The organism is Prosthecobacter fusiformis, from assembly GCF_004364345.1.
Lineage (GTDB): Bacteria > Verrucomicrobiota > Verrucomicrobiia > Verrucomicrobiales > Verrucomicrobiaceae > Prosthecobacter > Prosthecobacter fusiformis.
The window spans coordinates 614,511-633,554 of the sequence record NZ_SOCA01000001.1 but is presented as its reverse complement, the minus strand read 5'-3'; the positions used below and the strand labels follow the sequence as shown (position 1 = coordinate 633,554).

15 protein-coding genes are annotated in these 19,044 nt (G+C 55.8%); 8 read left to right on the top strand and 7 right to left on the bottom strand.

Annotation, left to right across the window (positions count from 1 at the left end):
• Positions 1-211 precede the first annotated feature (211 nt).
• From EI77_RS02350 to folP, 3 genes are all read left to right on the top strand, one after another.
• Positions 212-622 carry a GxxExxY protein gene (locus tag EI77_RS02350; RefSeq protein WP_133793145.1) on the top strand — a complete coding sequence of 137 codons (411 nt, stop codon included), beginning with the start codon at positions 212-214 and terminating at the stop codon, positions 620-622.
• 300 nt (positions 623-922) lie between these two features.
• Positions 923-1,732 (top strand): histidinol-phosphatase, encoded by an 810-nt coding sequence (locus EI77_RS02345; RefSeq protein WP_243838642.1) that lies wholly within the window; start codon positions 923-925, stop codon positions 1,730-1,732.
• A complete protein-coding gene (gene folP, locus EI77_RS02340; protein WP_243838641.1) occupies positions 1,729-2,595 on the top strand; it encodes a dihydropteroate synthase in 867 nt (288 codons plus the stop codon). The genes EI77_RS02345 and folP overlap by 4 nt, the downstream gene beginning before the upstream one ends.
• Positions 2,596-2,616: 21 nt before the next feature.
• Here folP and EI77_RS02335 read toward each other — a convergent pair whose 3' ends face one another.
• Positions 2,617-3,318, bottom strand: coding sequence for an SWIM zinc finger family protein (locus EI77_RS02335; protein WP_133793143.1), 702 nt, complete (start codon positions 3,316-3,318; stop codon positions 2,617-2,619).
• A gap of 80 nt (positions 3,319-3,398) precedes the next feature.
• On the opposite strand from EI77_RS02335, the gene EI77_RS02330 reads away from it, so the two are divergent.
• The 3 genes from EI77_RS02330 (at position 3,399) to EI77_RS02320 (ending at position 6,677) form a co-directional block, all read left to right on the top strand.
• Positions 3,399-3,821, top strand: coding sequence for a SufE family protein (locus tag EI77_RS02330; RefSeq protein ID WP_166646978.1), 423 nt, complete (start codon positions 3,399-3,401; stop codon positions 3,819-3,821).
• A 206-nt stretch (positions 3,822-4,027) separates the two neighbouring features.
• The gene (locus tag EI77_RS02325) at positions 4,028-4,756 is read left to right on the top strand and encodes an RNA polymerase sigma factor (RefSeq protein ID WP_133793141.1); all 729 of its coding nucleotides are present in this window, start codon (positions 4,028-4,030) and stop codon (positions 4,754-4,756) included.
• 97 nt (positions 4,757-4,853) lie between these two features.
• Complete coding sequence (locus tag EI77_RS02320) at positions 4,854-6,677, top strand: bifunctional serine/threonine-protein kinase/formylglycine-generating enzyme family protein (RefSeq protein ID WP_166646977.1); 1,824 nt, start codon at positions 4,854-4,856, stop codon at positions 6,675-6,677.
• On the opposite strand, the gene EI77_RS02315 is transcribed toward EI77_RS02320, so the two are convergent.
• The 6 genes from EI77_RS02315 to EI77_RS02290 form a co-directional block, all read right to left on the bottom strand.
• Positions 6,674-8,098: a DUF1501 domain-containing protein gene (locus EI77_RS02315; RefSeq protein ID WP_133793139.1), complete on the bottom strand. Its 1,425-nt coding sequence runs from the start codon at positions 8,096-8,098 to the stop codon at positions 6,674-6,676. The two genes, EI77_RS02320 and EI77_RS02315, sit on opposite strands and share 4 nt — an antisense overlap.
• Positions 8,095-9,390, bottom strand: coding sequence for a sulfatase family protein (locus EI77_RS02310; RefSeq protein ID WP_133793138.1), 1,296 nt, complete (start codon positions 9,388-9,390; stop codon positions 8,095-8,097). Before EI77_RS02310 ends, EI77_RS02315 begins: the two co-directional genes overlap by 4 nt.
• Positions 9,391-9,406: 16 nt before the next feature.
• Positions 9,407-12,277, bottom strand: coding sequence for a PSD1 and planctomycete cytochrome C domain-containing protein (locus EI77_RS02305; protein WP_133793137.1), 2,871 nt, complete (start codon positions 12,275-12,277; stop codon positions 9,407-9,409).
• A 155-nt stretch (positions 12,278-12,432) separates the two neighbouring features.
• Complete coding sequence (locus EI77_RS02300; protein WP_166646976.1) at positions 12,433-13,956, bottom strand: LamG-like jellyroll fold domain-containing protein; 1,524 nt, start codon at positions 13,954-13,956, stop codon at positions 12,433-12,435.
• Positions 13,953-14,483: a sigma-70 family RNA polymerase sigma factor gene (locus EI77_RS02295; RefSeq protein WP_133793135.1), complete on the bottom strand. Its 531-nt coding sequence runs from the start codon at positions 14,481-14,483 to the stop codon at positions 13,953-13,955. Before EI77_RS02295 ends, EI77_RS02300 begins: the two co-directional genes overlap by 4 nt.
• Before the next feature lie 51 nt (positions 14,484-14,534).
• A complete protein-coding gene (locus tag EI77_RS02290; RefSeq protein WP_133793134.1) occupies positions 14,535-16,898 on the bottom strand; it encodes a spermidine synthase in 2,364 nt (787 codons plus the stop codon).
• Between the two features lie 135 nt (positions 16,899-17,033).
• On the opposite strand from EI77_RS02290, the gene EI77_RS02285 reads away from it, so the two are divergent.
• Positions 17,034-17,573 (top strand): RNA polymerase sigma factor, encoded by a 540-nt coding sequence (locus EI77_RS02285; protein WP_133793133.1) that lies wholly within the window; start codon positions 17,034-17,036, stop codon positions 17,571-17,573.
• Positions 17,574-17,582: 9 nt separating this feature from the next.
• Positions 17,583-19,028, top strand: coding sequence for a YfbK domain-containing protein (locus tag EI77_RS02280; protein WP_133793132.1), 1,446 nt, complete (start codon positions 17,583-17,585; stop codon positions 19,026-19,028).
• Positions 19,029-19,044 lie beyond the last annotated feature (16 nt).

The following is a 19,044-nucleotide window of genomic DNA, read 5'->3' as shown; positions in this document are numbered from 1 at the left end:
AGGTTGGATGGGCTTGAGACGGGCTTTCTTTGCTTCATTGCTCCTCTGCACCACTGCGGTGAAAGCGAACTACCATAGGATGGATGTTTGGAAGCTCGGATTAATCGCAGAGGGGCGGAGAGGCGGAGGGGGCAGAGAATTGGGGTTGGATGAGATTGAAACTTAGGTTTTCTTGCGTCATTGGGTTATCAACGAATCACACAACAATCAGATGCTTATCGAACCGACTTTACAGGAGAACGATCTTGCTACTCAGATCATCGGCTGTGCGATGATTGTGCATCGGCATTTCGGGCCGGGGTTGATCGAAAGTGTTTACGAAACGTGCCTCTGCCATGAGCTTGCCAAGGCCGGAATGAAGGTCTTGAGGCAGAAACGTCAGCCTATTGTTTATAATGACATCATCTTTGATGATCCGTTTAGACTGGATGTGTTTGTGAATGACGTGATCATCATTGAAAATAAAGTGGTGGATGCGGTCCTGCCTCTTCACAAAGCCCAGCTTCGAAGTTATTTGAAACTGGCTAACAGAAGACTTGGCCTGTTGATCAATTTCAATGTGGAACGTCTCAAGGATGGTGTTCATCGTGTGGTGAATGGCAGTGCGACATATGATGTGTGATTCAATGGATTCACTGTAGAAGGGCGGAGATGCGGAGAATTAGGTTGAATAGAATGAGGAACTCAGGCTTCTTTGCCCCTCTGCTACTCTGCACCACTGCGGTGAAAACGAACTGCCTTAGGACAGATGTTGGGAAGATGGGATTAACCGCAGAGGGGCGGAGAGGCGGAGGTGGCAGAGAATTGGGGTTGGATGGGATTGAAGCGTGCTATGCTTCTATCGATTCGGCTGATTAGTCGCAAAGGTTGTGGAGGGTGCAGAGACACTTGCACCGGGGCCTCTTTGCCGCCAAGAAGAGGGGTGCTGACTGACTATCACAACCATACGCCCCTTTGTCATCATGCTGAGGGGAATCCTATCGAATATGCGCGGCATGCGGAGAGCATCGGGCTGGCGGAGATTGGTCTTTCGGACCATAACCCGATGAGGGAGCATCTGGATGAATGGAGGATGTCCATTGAGCAGCTTCCACGATATTTTGATCTGGTGGAAGAGGCGCGGCAGGGGGTGGGTATTCCGGTGAGGCTGGCGCTGGAGTGTGATTATCTGGAAGGGCGCGAGGCCTGGACGGATGAGACGGCGAAGTTGGGAAATTGGGATTACCTCATCGGCAGTGTGCATTACATTCAGGAGGATCTGGCGGTGGATGATCCGAAGTATATGAACCACTTCAAGACGCCTGCCGAGATCGAGCAGATGTGGAAACTGTACTGGCGTCTGTATGAGAAAATGATCCGTACAAAGCAGTATGATTTCCATGCGCATCCGGACCTGGCGAAACGTTTTGGAGCGTTGCCTGCGGGAGATTTGCGGCCGTATTATGAGCCGGTGATCCAGGCGCTGGTGGATACGAAAGGTATCCTGGAAGTGAGCACGGCGAGCCTGCGGAAAGGGCTGAGTGAATGCTATCCGGCGCGTGCGATGCTGGAGATGGCTTTTAGTGCGAAAGTGCCCATCGTCATCAATTCTGATGCGCACAAGCCGACTGATGTGGGTGCGGATTTTGCGCATGCACTCGAATTTGTGCGCAGTGTGGGATACCGGGAAACGATTCGGTTTAACCAACGTCAGCGCACGGTGGTGCCGCTGCCGGAGACCTGGCCGCTATGATCTGGAAAGCCCGTTATCATGTCATCGAGTTTCCCCGCCGCCCGCTGGTGATGGGCATCGTGAACATCAATGACGACTCGTTCTGTGGCGATGGCACGCTGGATCCTGTGAAGGCGCTGGCTCAGGCGGAAGCTATGCTAAGGGAAGGGGCGGACATCATTGACATCGGCGCGGAAAGCGCCCGCACCAATCGCGGCCCTATCAGCGTGGAGGAGGAAATCCAGCGACTGCTGCCTTTCATGGCTGCGTGGCCGGACTTGCTGGCGCGGCTGAACGAAGCGCCCTGGGACAACCAGCAACTGTGGCCACCTATGCTTTCCATTAATACGTGGCGTTCGGATGTGATCGAAGCTATCCTGCCTCACGGCGGTGATCTCATCAATGACATCAGCGCGCTACCGGACGCGATGAATGCGCGGCTTTGTGCGGAATACGGTGCCAGCCTGCTCATCATGCACAGCATCGGCCAACCCAAAGTGCCTCATACGCATGTGGGATATGCGGATGTTTTGGAGACGATGAGCCGGTTCTTCGATGAGAAGATGGCTCTTGCTGAAATTGCGGGACTTTCGCCAGAACAGATCATTCTGGATCCAGGGATTGATTTCGCCAAGCAGCGTGAGGACAACCTGACTCTCTATCGTTATGCGGACCAGCTTCAGCGTTGGGGGCGTCCGGTGCTGCTGCCGGTGTCACGTAAAACGGTGATTGGTCAGGTGCTCGGCCTTCCAAATGCGACGGAGCGTGATGCTGGAACCCTGGCCTGCATTGCGGCGGGGATGAGCAGGGGGGCTCAAATCTTCCGCGTGCACAATGTCCCGGCTGCCGCGCAGGCGGTGAAGGTATTGTGGGGGCTGAGATAAGCAGGTGAGAGTGAGGGGTATTCACTCTGCCAAATCAATGCCAAAAAGGGCCGAGAGGTCTGTGCCTTTTAGCTCACCATCATTAGTTCCCAGTGTGGCAGCGGAGGAAGAACTGGCTGAAGAAAGCAGATCTGTCTGGTCCACTCCGCGCAAGGTGAAAAGCAGCTCCGGCCGGGTATCCAGCAGCACACCCACGCCATAGAGAACGGCGGATGCATGTTTGCACAGGTCCGCATGATCTGGGCATGAGCAGTCGAAGCGGATCTCCTGAGGTTTAGGAAACAGGCCTTGATCTGGGTCGGTGAGGATTTTCATGAGCCCGTCCCCGAGCTGGCCGCTGAGCAGGTCTAACAAAGAGTTCACCTGCCCCTGGCTGGCGTGCACGGTTTCCTGCCATTGATCTGGGGCGAGGGGACGGATATGGATGAGTGTGTCATAAAGCTCGCTGCCAGCCACCACGGCGCTGACGGTGCCCGGTTCAAGGGTGAGGTCTAGCACCTTGCCATGGCGGAGGTAACTGCGTCCCGCTGGCAGGCGCGCTTCATAATGCTGATAAGATTCCAGGTTTCGGCACCAGGCCTGGCCCCAGAAGCTCTGGCACAGCTTGCGGCTTTTTTGAGGGACTTCGAGTGCAGTCAAAAGCTCGCCCCGAGCTCGCCTTTTGGTGATCTCGCGTTGCACGCGTTCCTGATTTTCCTCGGCTTCATCCCGGTTCCATGACATGCGGGTTTTTACCTGCTTCAGAGCGGGTTGCCAGTGAAACGAGTGGCATGCGGTCAAAGCCGGTTCACTTTGGGGAACTCATGACCCTGCAGGAAAAACAAGCCGAACTCATCGAAGATCTGAACCTGATCGAAAACGTGCAGGAGCGTCTGGCCGTGCTGAATTCCTATATTCCACGGGTGGCTTTACCGGAAGCAGAACGCAGCGATGCCCTCTTGGTCCCGGGTTGCGTGTCCCGTGTCTGGGTGCTGGGGGAATTTCGTGAAGGACGCTGCCATTTTCGCTGTGCGGCGGATTCACCCATGGTCGCCGGATTGGTGGCTTTATTGTGTCACCTTTACACAGACTCGGAGCCTGCGGAAGTCATCGCAGTGGAACCTGAGATCTGGGCCGGGTGCATGTTTCATAAGGTTTTGTCACCCACGCGTATGAACGGCCTTGCAGCGGTACGTACCCGCCTTCGTGAATTCGCTGAGGCAAGCATTGGCAGCACCGGGGCGTAGTCCTGGATTGGTCTCAATCTGCATCATTAAAGTTGGTTGGCCCATTTTGATGATGTAATTGGCATGCTTATTTTAAAAACGAACTGTGTGACAATTGGTCCCCTGACGCTTGCCAAAGTGGTTGAGAAGGGCCAATAAAAGTGAAGATCCATTCTCGAAGGAGTAAATTTGAAGCTTTCAGGATGGGTCGTGCACTTTTTATCTGAATGTCTCTTCGTCCAGCATCCACTGTTCGTGCCTCGTTTCCTGTCACTGCCTGGACTCAGGTGGTGGCGGCACGGGAGGGCGATGAGCTTGCCTCCAAAGCTGCGTTGGAAGAGCTTTGCAAAGGCTACTGGCCGGCCATTTATACCTACCTTCGGGCGTTAGGTTGTGATCGTGAGGAAGCGCTGGATGAGACGCAGGAATTCATGACGCATTTCATCCAGGGTGGGGGGCTGCACAATGTGTCCCCCGAGCGTGGGCGGCTGCGCAGTTACCTGAGGCAATCCCTGCGCAATCACCTGACGACGGTGCGGCGTGATGCGGCCCGCCAGAAGAGAGGCGGAGGAAAAAAATTTGTCTCCATGGATGATGTGGAGGTCTTCGATGTACCCAGTCAGCCGGATGCGGCGGACGAATGGTTTGACCGTCGCTGGGCCTGGGCAGTGGTTAGGCATGCGATGGACCGACTGGAGGAGAGGTATCACCGTCGCAACCGCACCGCTGTTTTTGCAGCGCTGAAAGAAGGTCTGATCTGCCCGGAAATGCTCAAGCCCTATGCTGAGATCGGTGAGGCGCTGCGGATGACGGAAAACCAGGTGAAACTGGAAGTGCATCGTGCCCGCCGCCGTTTCGCTGAAGAGCTGCGGACGGAAGTGGCGATCACGCTTTCGCCTGATTCGGATACGGACGAAGAGTTGCGTTACCTCATGAGTGTCCTGAGTTTTGAGTGACTCCACTTCCAGTCTGGTTGCCTGCCCTCGTTGCGGGAAACAGCAGTCCCCCAAGCTGATGGTGGGGGGGCTTTGTTCTTCCTGTGTGGCGAGGACCATGAAGAAGGATTTTTTCGCGCAGATCGAGGCCGAGATCGAAGAGAAAGAACCGCTGTCCCTGAATGTGCAGGGGTATGAAATTCAGGAGCTGATTGGCGGGGGTGGAATGGGGGAGGTGTATCGGGCCATCCTCACTGCGCGAGGACGGGTGGTGGCCATGAAAGTTGTCTCCGGCAGGTTGACACGGGACCCTGAAGTGACCGCCCGTTTTGAGGCTGAGGTGGCCGCATTATCCCAGCTCAGCCATCATAATGTGGTGCGGGTGCTGGATCATGGGGAGACGGTGAATGGACGCCACTTTTTGGTCATGGAATATGTGGATGGGTGTGATCTGCGACGCCTGCTGCGTGCCCAACGCATGGACATGGAAAGGGGGCTGGATATCTTTCTGAAGGTCTGCGCCGGTGTCAGTCATGCGCATCAGCGGGGGCTGGTGCATCGGGACATCAAGCCTGCGAATATCCTCATCGGCGCGGATGGGACGGTTAAAGTGGCGGATTTCGGGCTGGCTAAAACGCTGGTGGAAAACTCCACTGGCTACAGTTTTACGCAGACCCGGGATACCTTTGGCACTCCGTATTATGTGGCACCCGAAGTGACCCGCAGTGCGGGCATTGCGGATGAAAGGGCGGATGTTTATGCCCTCGGCGTTTTGCTTTATGAGCTACTGACAGGCACGGTGCCGATGGGGCAATTCACTCCTTTATCCGCAAAGACTGGCCTAAATAAAAAAATCGACAGCATTGTCTGCCAGGCGCTGGCGGATGATCCTCAACGTCGTTTGGCCTCTGTCTCTGAGCTGGCGAACACGGTGGAAAAGATCGCCAATGATTACCGGCGGAGACATGAGAAAAAGGCCTGGAGCAGGCGTGTGCTTGCTGTCGCAGCAGTGCTGACCATGATGGGGCTGGGGGTGGCTGCAGGCGCGTGGATATCCAGTGGGAAGCTGCCTTCTTATCAGCCCTTGTTGGGCCTGGACAATGCCCGGGCGGCGGTGCCTGAAAAGCCCTGGGAGAATAGCCTGGGTATGAAATTCGTGCCGCTCGCCGGGACCTCGCTGCTTTTTTGTACCCAAGAGACCCGGGTGAAGGACTATGTTGTTTTTGGCAAAGTGGAAAGTGAGTTCCTCCCGAACTGGCGTGCTGTGGCCCTGGCCGAAAATGACAAATCCGCAGCAGACAGTATCCAAACGCCCACTAGCTGGGCTAATCCCGGTTTCGCCCAAGGGCCGGATCACCCGGTCTGCGGCATGAGCCAGCTGGATGCCCGATTCTTCTGTGCATGGCTAACCAACCATGAGGTGGAGACCGGGTGGTTGAAACCTGGCCAAGTTTACCGGCTGCCCACGGATGCGGAGTGGAGTCTAGCCGCGTGCATTGAAGATGATCCCGGCCCTTACTCCAGGGATGCTCTGCCGCTGCTGCCCAACATTTTGCCGACTGGCAATTTCGCGGGGCCTGAGGTGCGGCAGTATCCTCTGTGGCCCGTTTACTGGACGACGGATGCGCCTGAGGACATGCATGTCTGCACTGCACCTGTGGGTGCGTTTCCGCCCAATCCGCATGGGCTCTATGATATGCATGGAAATGTGGCGGAATGGACGGCCAGCCGTGTGGAGGATAGGCGTGGGTTTCCTCCCGATCTATACTTTTTACGTGGTGGCTCCTGGGCCACGGGAAGGCTTTTGAAAATGAGGCCTGAAGCCCGCATGCATGCGCGGAGGACCACTGCCCAACCGACCTTTGGATTTCGCGTCGTGCTGGACCTGGAGGCCAAGGCGCTGCCGCCACGTCCGCTGGATCCTTTGAATAACGAAAATTAGGCGATCAGCTTGTCAATGACCTGACCACCGAACTGGCTGAGCTGCTTAAAGCGGCCTGCGTGATAAAACGTCAGCCGGTTGTCATCCAGGCCGAGAAGGCGCAGAAGAGTGACATGGACATCGCGGACGTGATGAACATCCTCGATGGCCTCCATGCCTCGGTCATCGGTGGCCCCGATGGTGTGCCCGGCCTTTACGCCCCCCCCGGCGAACCAGACGGTCATTGCTTTTGGATTGTGATCGCGGCCATACTGGGTGCCACCGCGCACACCATTGTCCGGAGTGCGGCCAAATTCACCGCACCAGACAATGAGCGTATCCTCCAGCATGCCGCGTTGTTTGAGGTCAGCAATCAGGGCAGCGATGGGTTGATCCACTTGGCGGATGAGATTTCCATGGGCTCTTTCGATGTAATCGTGACTATCCCAGGTGCCAGCATAGAGTTGTACAAAGCGCACTCCTTTTTCCACCAGCTTGCGTGCCAGCAGGCACTTTCTGCCAAAGGCATCCGTGGCATCATTGCCGATGCCGTAGAGTTCCTTGGTCTTGGCATCCTCTTGCTCGATGTCGATGACCTCCGGCACCTGCATTTGCATGCGGAAGGCCAGCTCATAATTGTTCATGCGGGCCTTCAGTTCATCATGCCAGGGATGGTCGTTGGCATGCTTTTGGTTAAGCTTGCCCAAGAGGTCCAAGTTGGCGCGCTGATGTTCTTCGGTGATTCCCTGGGGGGGCTTCAGGTCTAGAATTGGGCTGCCCTTGGGCCGGAGCGGAGTGCCTTGAAAGTGGGCAGGCAGGTAACCATTGCTCCAATTCGCGCTGCCACCCTGCGGGTAGCTGATCTCTGGCAGGACCACAAAGCCTGGCAGGTCCTGGTTCATCGAACCTAGCCCGTAGGATACCCACGCTCCGATGGCGGGATCTCCGCCAAAGCGGTTGCCGCAGTTCATCTGGTACATCGCTGTAGGATGGTTCACGCTGTCCACCTGGCAGCCACGGAAAAAACACAGCTCATCCGCTACTTTGCTGAGGTGTTGCCAAGGCTCGCTCATCCAAGCTCCGCTTTGGCCATGCTGCGCAAATTTAAAGGGGCTGCGGACATAATAACGCTTCCCGCTTTCCATGGCGGATTTCATCGCTCCCTCCCGCACAAATTCCTTCAGGTGCAGTTTCTCCAGAGCAGGTTTTGGGTCAAAGCAATCGATGTGGCTCGGCCCGCCCTCCATCATCAAGAAGATGCAGTTCTTTGCTTTGGCTGGTATTTGCTGGGACTTGGGTGCCAGGGGGCCTGATTTCTCGGATGCCATCAGTGATGTGAGCGCCACACTGCCCAGGGAGGTGCCTAGCCCATAGACAAATTCACGCCGCGTCGGTGCATGCAGCGCCCGTGCTCCGGGGCAGGGAAAGAAGGGGCGGTTCATGGTGTTGCAGGGGTGATGGGTTGCATGGAGCGGGTGTCTTCACGGTATTGGACCGCCAAATCCGTGAGGTGTTTGACCATCTCAGGATTTTGCACTGCCACATCGGATGACTCGGTCACATCGTTGGTTAGCTTGAAAAGCGTGGGCGGCTGGGTGAGGTGCAGTTTCCAGGGGCCTTCACGCATGGATTCCTTGCGGTTCTTTTTCAGGCCGTAGAGAGAGTAAAGGGTTTTGCGAGGGGACTTCCCAGATGCATTCAGCAGCACTTCACTGATGTCGGCTCCGTCCAGTTTTAGATTTTGAGGGAGGCTGGCACCCGTTATTGCGGCCAGGGTAGGCAAGACATCCAGCGTGGAGATAAATTCATCGCAGACTCGATTTGCCGGGATATTGCCGGGCCACCAGGCGATGCAGGGTACGCGCAGTCCGCCTTCGAAAACTGTGTGCTTGCCTCCGCTCAAGGGTGCTGCCGAGCCTGGTGTTTTGCGTTCCGGTCCGTTGTCGCTGGTGAAGATGACCAGTGTTTTTTCAGCGAGGCCCAGCTCCTTGAGTTTATCCAAAATTTGTCCCGTGCTGTCATCCAGTTCTTCGATCACATCGCCATAAAGACCCCGGGCAGATTTTCCTTTGAATTTCTCAGAGGCATCAAAGGGCAGATGCGGCATGGCGTGACCCAGGTATAAAAAGAAGGGCTTTTCGCGATGGGCTTCGATGAACTTCAGCGCCTCTGTGGTGTACATCCCTGTCATTTCGGCGGGCACAGCCGGGCGCTTTTCCACCTCATTGCCTCTCAGCACAGGCATGCCCCCTTCCTTTTCGAAAACCACCGTTTCAAAATGGTCCAGGTTATGCATCACCCCAAAATAACTGTCGAATCCCTGATCCATCGGCCTCAGGCTTGGCTTGAAACCGAGGTGCCATTTGCCAATGCAACCCGTCGCATAACCGGCCTGTCGGGCAACTTCGGCGAGTGTCACTTCATTGCTAGGCAAGCCTTTGTCCGCATCCGGTCTGAGCACTCCGACGGCCAGTCCACTCCGTCCAGGATACCGCCCGGTCATTAGAGATGCTCGCGATGGTGTGCAGAGTGCTGAGGTGACGGAGAAATCGGTAAACCGAGTGCCTTCATGGGCCATCTTGTCTAGGTGCGGCGTACGGATGTCCTTGGCACCATAACACGCGAGATCACCATAACCCAGATCATCGCAATTGATGTAAATGACGTTAGGCTTTTCCTCGCTATGCAAGTGGCCGAACGTGAGTAAACAAAGGCAGGATAAAAGGTGTTTCATGACAGTGGCACCGGCTTCAATAGACATAGGCAAACTCATTGGAATTCAGCAATACCAAGCACACGTCTGCGAGCGCACGAGTGCGGGCATCTACATCACCGGGTTGGAGGTCAGGAACAAAATCTGCATAGGCATGGAGCTTTTCACGAAAGCTAAATTTCTCTCCTGTATTTTCTTCCACGGCATCGCGGATGATCTCCAACGGTGGTTGTTTGGGGGTAAAGACTAATGTGTCGTGTTTCGTCTGCATCTGCTTCCAGTGAATATCACATGCAGCCTTTTCATCTGCCGTCCCGGGTCGGCCATACGCCAGTTCAATCACCCGTCCGATGACATCCACCGGGGCCTCTTTCACAACCCTGTTTGCCAGGGCCAGTGCACGGTCATAGCTGGCCTGTCCGTTAAACAGGCTGAAGACTTGTGGGGTCACTGTGGATATCTCCCGTGCTTCACATGAGAAGTCAGGACCGGGCTCATTGAACACCTCCATGAAAGGATCTCGGACGCCACGAATTTTCAGTGCATAAAGGCTGCGGCGATGCCGCTGCGCGGGCAGGGGATTTGGCACCCAGGCGGAGGCAAAGGTGCCCATTACTTGACGGGGTTGCAGGGCAACTTCCAGATTGATCTCAGGCCGGTTGGGTATGCCCCCGAGTGTCGGATTCAATTCACCAGTTACCTTCAGCATGGTGTCCCGCAGTTCTTCGGCAGTGAGCCTGCGTGGTTTGAAAACGGCGTAGCTTGCCTCCAGTTCTTCACGGCTCATGGCTGATGATGCGCTGGCTGTGGTTAACTCAGCGCTTCGTTTATAAGCATCACTGGTCATCATGATCCGGTGCATCTCCTTGAATGACCAGCCCTTCTCCACAAATGTCGCCGCCAGCCAGTCTAGGAGCTCGGGGTTGGTTGGTTTTTTCCCAGTGCTACCAAAGTTGTTGGGGTTGCCCGCCAGAGCTTGCCCGAAATGCCACAGCCAGATGCGGTTGACGATAGTACGGGTGGTTAGGGGATTCTTTTCATTGGCGATCCAGTCCGCCAGGGCTGTGCGTCGGCCTTCGATCTCTGTGGGAATGGAAGCGGGGAGATCTGCGGTTTCAAACAATGCGGTCAGGATTCCTGGTTGCACGTGCTTCGTGGGTGAAAAGGGATCGCCCCCGCCTAGAATGGTTGTTTGTTCCAGCTCACCCTGGCTCATGCGCCCTTCGGGTATACGCATCGGCTGGTTCACAGAGGTCATCTGCGGAGTCCGCCCATTGTAAACGCTGAAGGCAAACGGCTCATACCTCTCCAGCTCCCACTTCAGCCTCTCCAGCCCTTTGCGTGCCACACGCTCATTGCCAAAGTCCACTGGTTCAAAGCCCACCAGCTTTGGCGGATACTGGTCTTCAGGCACACCCCGTTTTTGTAAGGTGCCACGAGCTATCTCAAACACCCCGGCGAAGTTCTTTGTCTTGCCCTTGCTTTTCACTTTGCCCTGCGGTTTGCCACCGCCTTGAATAAAAGCACGGGCACTGGCCACTGCTGAGTCCCAGTCGCTACGGTCCAGTTTTTTCTCAGCAAACCACTTTTCTGCATTGATAAGCATTTTGTTATCCAGATCACGGAGTGCTGCCAGATGCCCTTCGTACCGCTGTTCCAGATACTTCCTTTCCTCAAAGCCCGCCGTGTTTTCCTTCACGGTAAAAGGCGCGGGTCTTTCCGCCAGTTGCGTCGTGCTGAAGCAGGCCTGCATTGCATAATAATCATGGGTCGGCACCGGATCAAATTTGTGATCATGGCAGCGCGCGCATTGCAGGGAATGCGCCAGGAAAGTTTCTCCGACGCTGTTCGTCACATCGTCCAGGAAACGCTGCCTGGCGATTTTTGCCACCTCCATGCCAGTCAGTTCCCAAGGGCCCATGCGTAGAAAACCCGTCGCAATCAGCGCGTCCTCTCCAGCCATCTCATCTCCAGCGACCTGTTCCTTGATGAATTGGTGATACGGTTTGTCCTCATTGAAGCTCCGCACCACGTAGTCACGGTAGCGCCAGGCATTGCCCCGCTCATAGTCATTGGCAAAGCCGCTGCTGTCCGCATACCTCGCCACATCCAGCCAGTGCCGCGCCATTCTTTCACCATAATGAGGAGAGTTTAACAATCGGTTGATCAGATTTACATAGGGTGCGTTGGAGCCTCCGCCCGTTTCCATCTGACTGACAAAAGCATTCACCTCCTCGGGGGTAGGGGGCAGGCCGGTCAGATCAAAAGTCGCTCGCCGGATGAATGCACAGGCATCCGCTGGCTGAGCGGGCAGTACACCTTGAGGGATTTTTTTTTCAATCAAGGCATCAATGGGATGCCTGGAGGGTGACACCTCCAGCGCCGGTTTTTTTACCGGTTGATAAGCCCATAGGGATTCTGGCTTGTAACGCCTGTTGGCCCAGTCGGGGGAGAGTGCTCCTACTGTCTTTACGGTGATGCCATCCTCAGCGCTCCATTTGTCAGAGGAAGCTTTAGCCACCTCCACGCGTCGGGCTTCATCGGGCCAGGGTGCCCCTCCGTTGATCCACTCTTTTAGCCACCCAAGTTGTTCATCGGTTAACCTATCATTCTCCTTTGGAGGCATAGGCTCCCAGTCATCATGAGTGCGTGTGGATGCCAGATACAAGGGGCTTTCATCTGCTTTCCCTGCCACCAGGGCAGCGACTTCGCTGTCTCCACCTTTGAGGGTGAGGGCCAGGGTACGCATATCCAGTCCACCTTTGATTTTCGTTTCATCATTGCCATGACAGGCCAGGCATTTCTCCTGAAACATAGGCCACACGCGGCGAACAAAAAGCGCCTCCGTATCTTCTGCATGGAGCGAAGAAATGACGGACAGGGCAATGAGGATCAGGCGAGATGTCATGGCTGGGACGATGCGTAAAAGGCTACCTACTTATTCCCGTCCATCGGTTGTGGAGTGCCAAATGAATATTTCATTCGCTCCAGTTAATTTACCATGAAGGGTGGATGAGCCTGCGGGCTCAATGGGGCGCTATAACTCATGGGTCATTTGGGGCTTCATTCCACCTTTCCCGTCTCAAACATTGCCTTCACCTCCTCTGCCGACAGCACCGCGCTATAAATGGCGAATTCATCAATGGCTCCGTTGAGATTGCGGATGGGGAACTGGTGACCAGCGGTGGGAAGCCCCCAGTTACCGATCTCGCAGGGGCCCAAGGAGATGTCTCTTCCGGGCTGGTGCAGGGCTGACACTTCACGACTGACTTCCTGACCATCGAAGTATTGGATGACCTGGCCTGATTGATTGTTATACGTCACGGCCAGATGGTGCCAGCGGCCCAGGCTGTCTGCGGTGAAGACGGGATTGGAGTGGTATATCTGGTTAGGTTTTCCGCCTTTTGGTGCGCTGGCGGGGCGGTACATGATGGAAAACATCAGGCTTCCGTCCTCATAAATCTGCCAATGAGGCTCGCCATTGTCGTAGCCATCGGTGAGGAGCAGGGAATTGTACTTTTTGTCCACACTGTCCACCTTTACCCAGCAGGCCAGGGTGATTGCGGCATAGGTGCCGTCCAGATTCATGCGCACGCGGTCGCCCGGGCGTTTGAATTCCAGCGCTTCCTTCTCCGGCCATCGGCCCTGGGTCCAGCGTGCACCCACAGCCCCACCATGACGTTGTTCTTGTGGAGGCTGCGCCAGGTTGTTCACCATGCGGTCCCATTGGTCCTCGGGCCGGTGTTTGAAGGTGTAGTAAGCGATGAGACGCGGGTCTTTTTCGGTCCGTGCAGACCATGCCTGCCAGTCTGCAAAACGATGTGCTTGACGTTCCTTCACAAGACCTTGCAGCTCGTTGATGCGGAGAAAATCATCCGTGGTATTTCCCAATGTCATGCCCTGCGTGAGGCTGGTAGGTGCCAGGTTGGTGTGGGCAATGACTTCTCCCTCAAAAACGTGCACGGCACTGCTATCATTCTTCACATTGAGGGCAAACTCGGTGCCTAGATCCTCGAGTTTCATTCCAGGCGCATGCATGAGGAAGCCCTTCGCTGCGGGTGGGACATGCACACGCACGCGACCGCTTACGCAACGGGCCTCCCAGGCGGAGATGACTTCGATCTCGGCCGCGCCTTCGACCAATGCCGTGGCACCGCTAAAGAACTCAATCTGCGCCAGACCCTTGGTAAGCTTGATCCGGCCAGGCATCAGGGTATCCCCGCTACGCATTGAGTTTTGCTCAAACTCCGCATCCATCGTCTGGCTGAGCATCGCGACACCGTTTGAAGTGGCTTCAGGCAGCGGGGAATCATGCGGCCATAGGGTGAAGGCAAGGGCGATGACTGCGGCGGCAGCTAAGGCAGGAAGAAAAGATTTCCAGGTTTGTGAGGATACCGAAACCACCTTTTTGGGAAGTCGGCCTGCGGCAATTTGGGGTTGTTGGAGAAGGCGGGCGTGGAGATCCGCCAGTTCCAGATAAAGGCGACGTGCTTGCCAGTCCTCCCGCAAAAGCTCTTCCAACTGAGCCAGCTGCTCCGGGGTGATTTCGCCATCAAGCCTGGCGTGAATGAGGGATTTCAAGTTCATGCGAGGCCCTCCAATTGAAGCTGGCGTGTGACGCATTCATGCAGGCGCTGACGCAGCATTTCCAGATTACGGAACAGGGTGCGGCGGCTCAGTGAGAAACGCTGCATCATTTCCTCCGCACTTTGGTGCAATCCATAGCGGCTGGTGATGAGTTCCCTGTCCTGTGGAGTGAGTTTATCCAGACAGCCATCAAGCAAGCGAATACGTTCATCAAGCTGAGGCTCAATGTGCATACGCTCATTCGCCAGCAGATCCATCACATCCTCACTGAACAGCAGGGGAGAGCGGGCATTTTTTTCCCGCTGCTTCTGAACTTGCAGGTAGGCGAACCGGTACGCCCATGGCAAAAAAGGGCGCGAGGGATCATACTGGTCGAATTTCCGAAACAATGCCACGCTCGTCTCCTGTAGCGCATCCCGCGCATCTGCTTCATTCGGTAGCAATGCGTAGATGTAACGAAACAGCCGGTCCTGATGCTGGGTCAGCAGCAGGATCAATGCTTCCGTCTGGATTGGGGGTGTGTCCATGAACTCATTTCTTTCCCGCTAACCCATGCCCGAGTGCCAAAAAATCTGGCCTTATTCCGTCATCAAAATCTGGAACAGGTTGTGATAACGGTCCGTCCATAAGGGCACGTTTAGCTTGGGCTCATCTTCCGGTTCATCGGCAGGAGTCGCCTTTAAAAAGGCTTCATTTTGAGTCACCAAGACATAGTCGGTTGCATCGTCATCCCCGTATTCCTCGGTGATGATCCGTGTGGTCCGCCACCCCATGGCTGCTGCCTGCTTTTCTACGACCGGTGTCAGGATAAGATAACTGTTCGTCACATGCACAGCAATAATCCCGTCTGGTTTCATGTGACGATGGTAGATTTCAAAAGCCTCGCGCGTCAGCAGATGCATGGGAATGGCATCGCCACTGAAGGCATCCAGCAGCAGCACATCGAATTTTTGGTCAGGCTCCCTTTCCAGCATCAGCCGTGCATCGCCGATGATCGTTTCCACAGTTGCTCCTCGGTCTTCGGCATCCGTAAGATAGGTGAAGTGCTTCCGTGCCAGCCGTACCACATCGGGGTTGATCTCATAAAAACGGAAGGCTTGCCCTGCCTGTGCATAGCAGCCGACCGTTCCTGCCCCGAGACCGACGATTCCCACACGGGCGTTTGGTACCTTCTCCAGACTGGCCAGTGCTTTGCCAATGCCGGTGTTCCTGCCGTAATAGGTGACTGGCTCCTGCCGGTAGAGGAATCCCAGGTTTTGCATCCCATGAACGATGCCACCATGTGTCAGTGTGCGGTATAGGTTTTCCAGCCCTGTGTCATAGTCTTCATCAATGTAAACCGTACCGTAAAAATTGCGCACACGCTCCAATCTCTCTTCCACATGAGTGGTCTTCATCAGGAGAAATAGAAGGGCTGGGAGCAACACTGTGACGACCATGGCTTCCGTCAGCAGATGCATGCTGGCTGTTCCCCGGCTTTTGATCAGACGAATGACCACAAAAACTGCATAACCCAGCAAAAGTGCGGCTGCCAGCCACCCCGCGACCCACAGGATGCCGGTGGTGGCAGTCCAGGATTCCGGCCACTGGAGCCAGGCGATGGATTTGACGGTTGTTTGCAGATGATTGTAAAGGAGATCCGAGAAGTGCATGACCCAGCTCTTCTCCCCTGAAAAATGACTGTATATTCTATCCGTGCCCAGGGTGACTAGACCCAGGCTGCCGGTCAGGATGAGTAGCCAGGGAAATGACAGTCGCCAAAAGGCACGAACCATGGCAAAACCCGCTACCACTAAGCTCAGGATCAGCCCCACAGGCCATTCCATAAACGTCACGAAGAAACGCGGTGCGACCAGGCTCACCAGCATGCCGCCGATGGCTCCGCCAGCGGACATCAAGAGATAAAACTCCGTCAGCCGGGAAGGCGCGGGCTTCAGCCGGGCCAGCTCGCCGTGGCACACCATGCACGCCAGAAACATCGCCCCAAAGCACCAGGAAATTTCCGCCATGTAATCTTCCATCAGATCCACCTCACTGCCGAAGTGCGCCTCCCCCGCCGTCAAAAAAATGACGACCACCGCCAGCAGCGCCCACAGCCAGCGGACATACCAGCGTTCATGCTCAAAGCAGATGATGAACGTCAGCAGGTATAAGCTCAGAGGCACCACCCACATGAAGGGGACGACGGCCACATCCTGACACACGTGGTTTGTCGTGGCCAGGAGCATGACACTGGCCAGTGCCGGCAGGGCTACCCATAGGAGGCGATGCCACCACTTCGGTTTTTCATCCAGCCTTTCAGGAGTCTCTTCCCTGGCTTCCATACGCCCTTTTTTCCCGCTGACCTTCCAGGCCATGGTGGTGGAAAGCAGAGCGAAAAGCACAAAGGCCCCTGACCACAACCACGTCTGCGCAGTGACCTCCAGTCTGGGTTCAAAAAAGAAGGGGTAGCTCAGTAATGCCGCCAGGGAGCCGATATTCGACAAGGCATACAATCGCCAAGGAGTGCCCCCCGGCACTGCCCGGGTAAACCAGACCTGTGCCAGGGGGCTGGTGCTCGAAAGGACAAAATAGGGCAGCCCCACGGTGCCGAGCAGTAACAGCAAAATACGCCCGGCGGGATCCTCGTCTCCAGAAGGTTTCCAGCCATCACCAGGGGCGATGGGTAAGACGAGCAGTGCGGCCAGGATAAGGATGCTGTGAATCAGAGCCTGCATGCGCGGTCTCAATCGCGTCAGCAGATGCGCATATGCATACCCGGCAAAAAGCACGATTTGGAAAAAGACCATGCAGGTCGTCCACACCCCCGGACTGCCACCGAACCAGGGAAGAATAAATTTGCTGATGACCGGTTGTACCTGGAAGAGCAAAAAAGCGCTGAGCAGGCTCAAAGTCCCAAGTAAAAAAGCGAGAGGTAGGCGGGAGGCGGGAGTGTGGGACATTCAGGGGTGAGCTTACGCGTAAAAAGTGGGGACAGGGAGAGCGAACCTCCAAATGGCCGGATTCTCCGAACGTTCTGCACAGTCCACTCTAACAAATCTCTTCCCCAGACGTTACAAAAGTCGCAAAGTGAAAACATGTCCGGCCAGCCTCATCAAGATGAAGCCTCCCTCCTCGTCAGGCGGGCGCTGGACCAGTACGAGAGTAACCTCATCGCTTACACGGCCGGCGTGCTCAATGGAGACTTCGAGCGCGCGCGTGATGTCGTCCAGGACTCCCTGCTTAAGCTATACCTCACCGATCCAGAGAAAGTACGGGATAACCTCAAAGCCTGGCTCTTCACGGTCTGCCGAAATCGAGCCCTCGACATCCTGCGGAAGGATCACCGGCTGGATCTTGGCAATGAAGATGCTTTGGCAGGAGCGGTCTCTTTTGATCCGGACCCTGCGGAAAATGCCGATTCCCATGAACTTCACGCACGCATCTGGGAACTCGTGGAAAAACTCCGCCCGAACCAAAGAGAAGTCATTCGTCTCAAATTCATGCACGACTGCTCTTACCAGCAGATCGCCGATGTCACCGGCCTCACGGTTGGCAACGTTGGATTCATCATGCATGTGGCCATCAAAAAACTGCGTGAGCACCTGAACCGCGAGCTGGCCACCCGCTCTAACTGAACCACCTTTATGAAATCGTCCCCCCACGAAAATCCTGACCTCACCGCATATGCCCTGGGTGAGCTGCATGCCCGTCAGGCGACCGAGATCCACGCCCTGCTGGCGGCCTGCCCAGTCGCCACCCATGAACTGGAACAGGTGGAAGCCGTGACCGACGCCTTGCGGCAGGGAGCGCCCATTCCTCAGGATCGCCTGCTCCCTGAGCAGCGCCATGCGGTGCTTTATCCAACCAATCTCCCCCGCCGGATGGGGCCCTTGATGCCCCGCCCTATTCCGCGCAAGCCTTCCATCTTTAGACCCATCATCAATGGTGTGATAAAAGCGGCTGCCATTGTTGTGCTCACCGGGGCTGCCTACATCATTGGCCGTCACACTGGCCTGGGCACTGCACCTGAAGAGATCATTGTAGAGACTGCTGCTCCCGCCCCTGTTATTGTGCCGCAGGAAACACCTGTCGTCGCTAAGGAACCGGAAGCCATGGTGGCCTTGGCACCTGAGGCCGATGCCCCTGTGATTGAAGAGGTGGAGGCCATTTTGACGCCTGCTCCAGTATCCGAGAAGGCTGAAATCGCCGCTATTTCGTCACCTGCTCCCGTCCCGATGGTCGTTGCTGCACCTTCAGCAAAGCCAGATGCCGTGCTAACAAAACCTATGGCGGCTCCAGTAGCCAGCATCTCCTCCCGCCCGCTGCCTCTGACCACCCCGGGTAGGCATGTGGCCTTCCTCAGTGCCAGCCGCCATCCGGTGGACCAATTTGATCTGACTCCTGCTCAGATCCGTCCACGACCTGCGAAGGTGAATAAAAATTCTCTGCTCGCCGCACCTGCGCCTATTCGTCAGGCTCCCGAGTCTAAAGATAATGGCAAGCCGCGCACCCCTGACTTATACATTCATTCATGGAAGGCGGATGTGGCCTCCTGCCCCTGGAATGAGGATCATCGTCTGCTGCGCGTGACTATACAGCTTCCTGCAGACCAGCCTGCGGCGATGACCAAAGCCAGCTATCCGCTGCGAGTCACCTTTGATCCCAATAATGTCCGCGAATACCGCCAGCTCTGTGAGCGGCATCAGCCTGCGGCCGAGCTGCGAAAGGCTGGAACCCATGTCGTCTGGTATGAGTTTCTCCCCAATGGCAGTGGCGATGGCGTCAAAACTGTCGCCACAGTCACTCTGGATAAAGGCCACTTCACGACCCAAACGGTGGGGCCTTTTGACAGCACGAAGCTGAGTATTCAGGATGCTGGCGGTGCCTGGACTCAGGCGCGGGAAGACTTTGTCTTCGATAGCGCCGTTGTTGGGTTTGGCTTGCTGATGAGGGGCGTTCCCAGCACTCCGCAACTGGATCATGGTTTAGTTCTCAGGCTGGCAGAACAATCCAAGGGGGCAGATGTGACTGGAGAGCGCGGACGATTTATCAAACTTGTCCGTGAAGCTGCCGGTGCGGCAGGTCTTTAGTTTTGACTGTGGACTG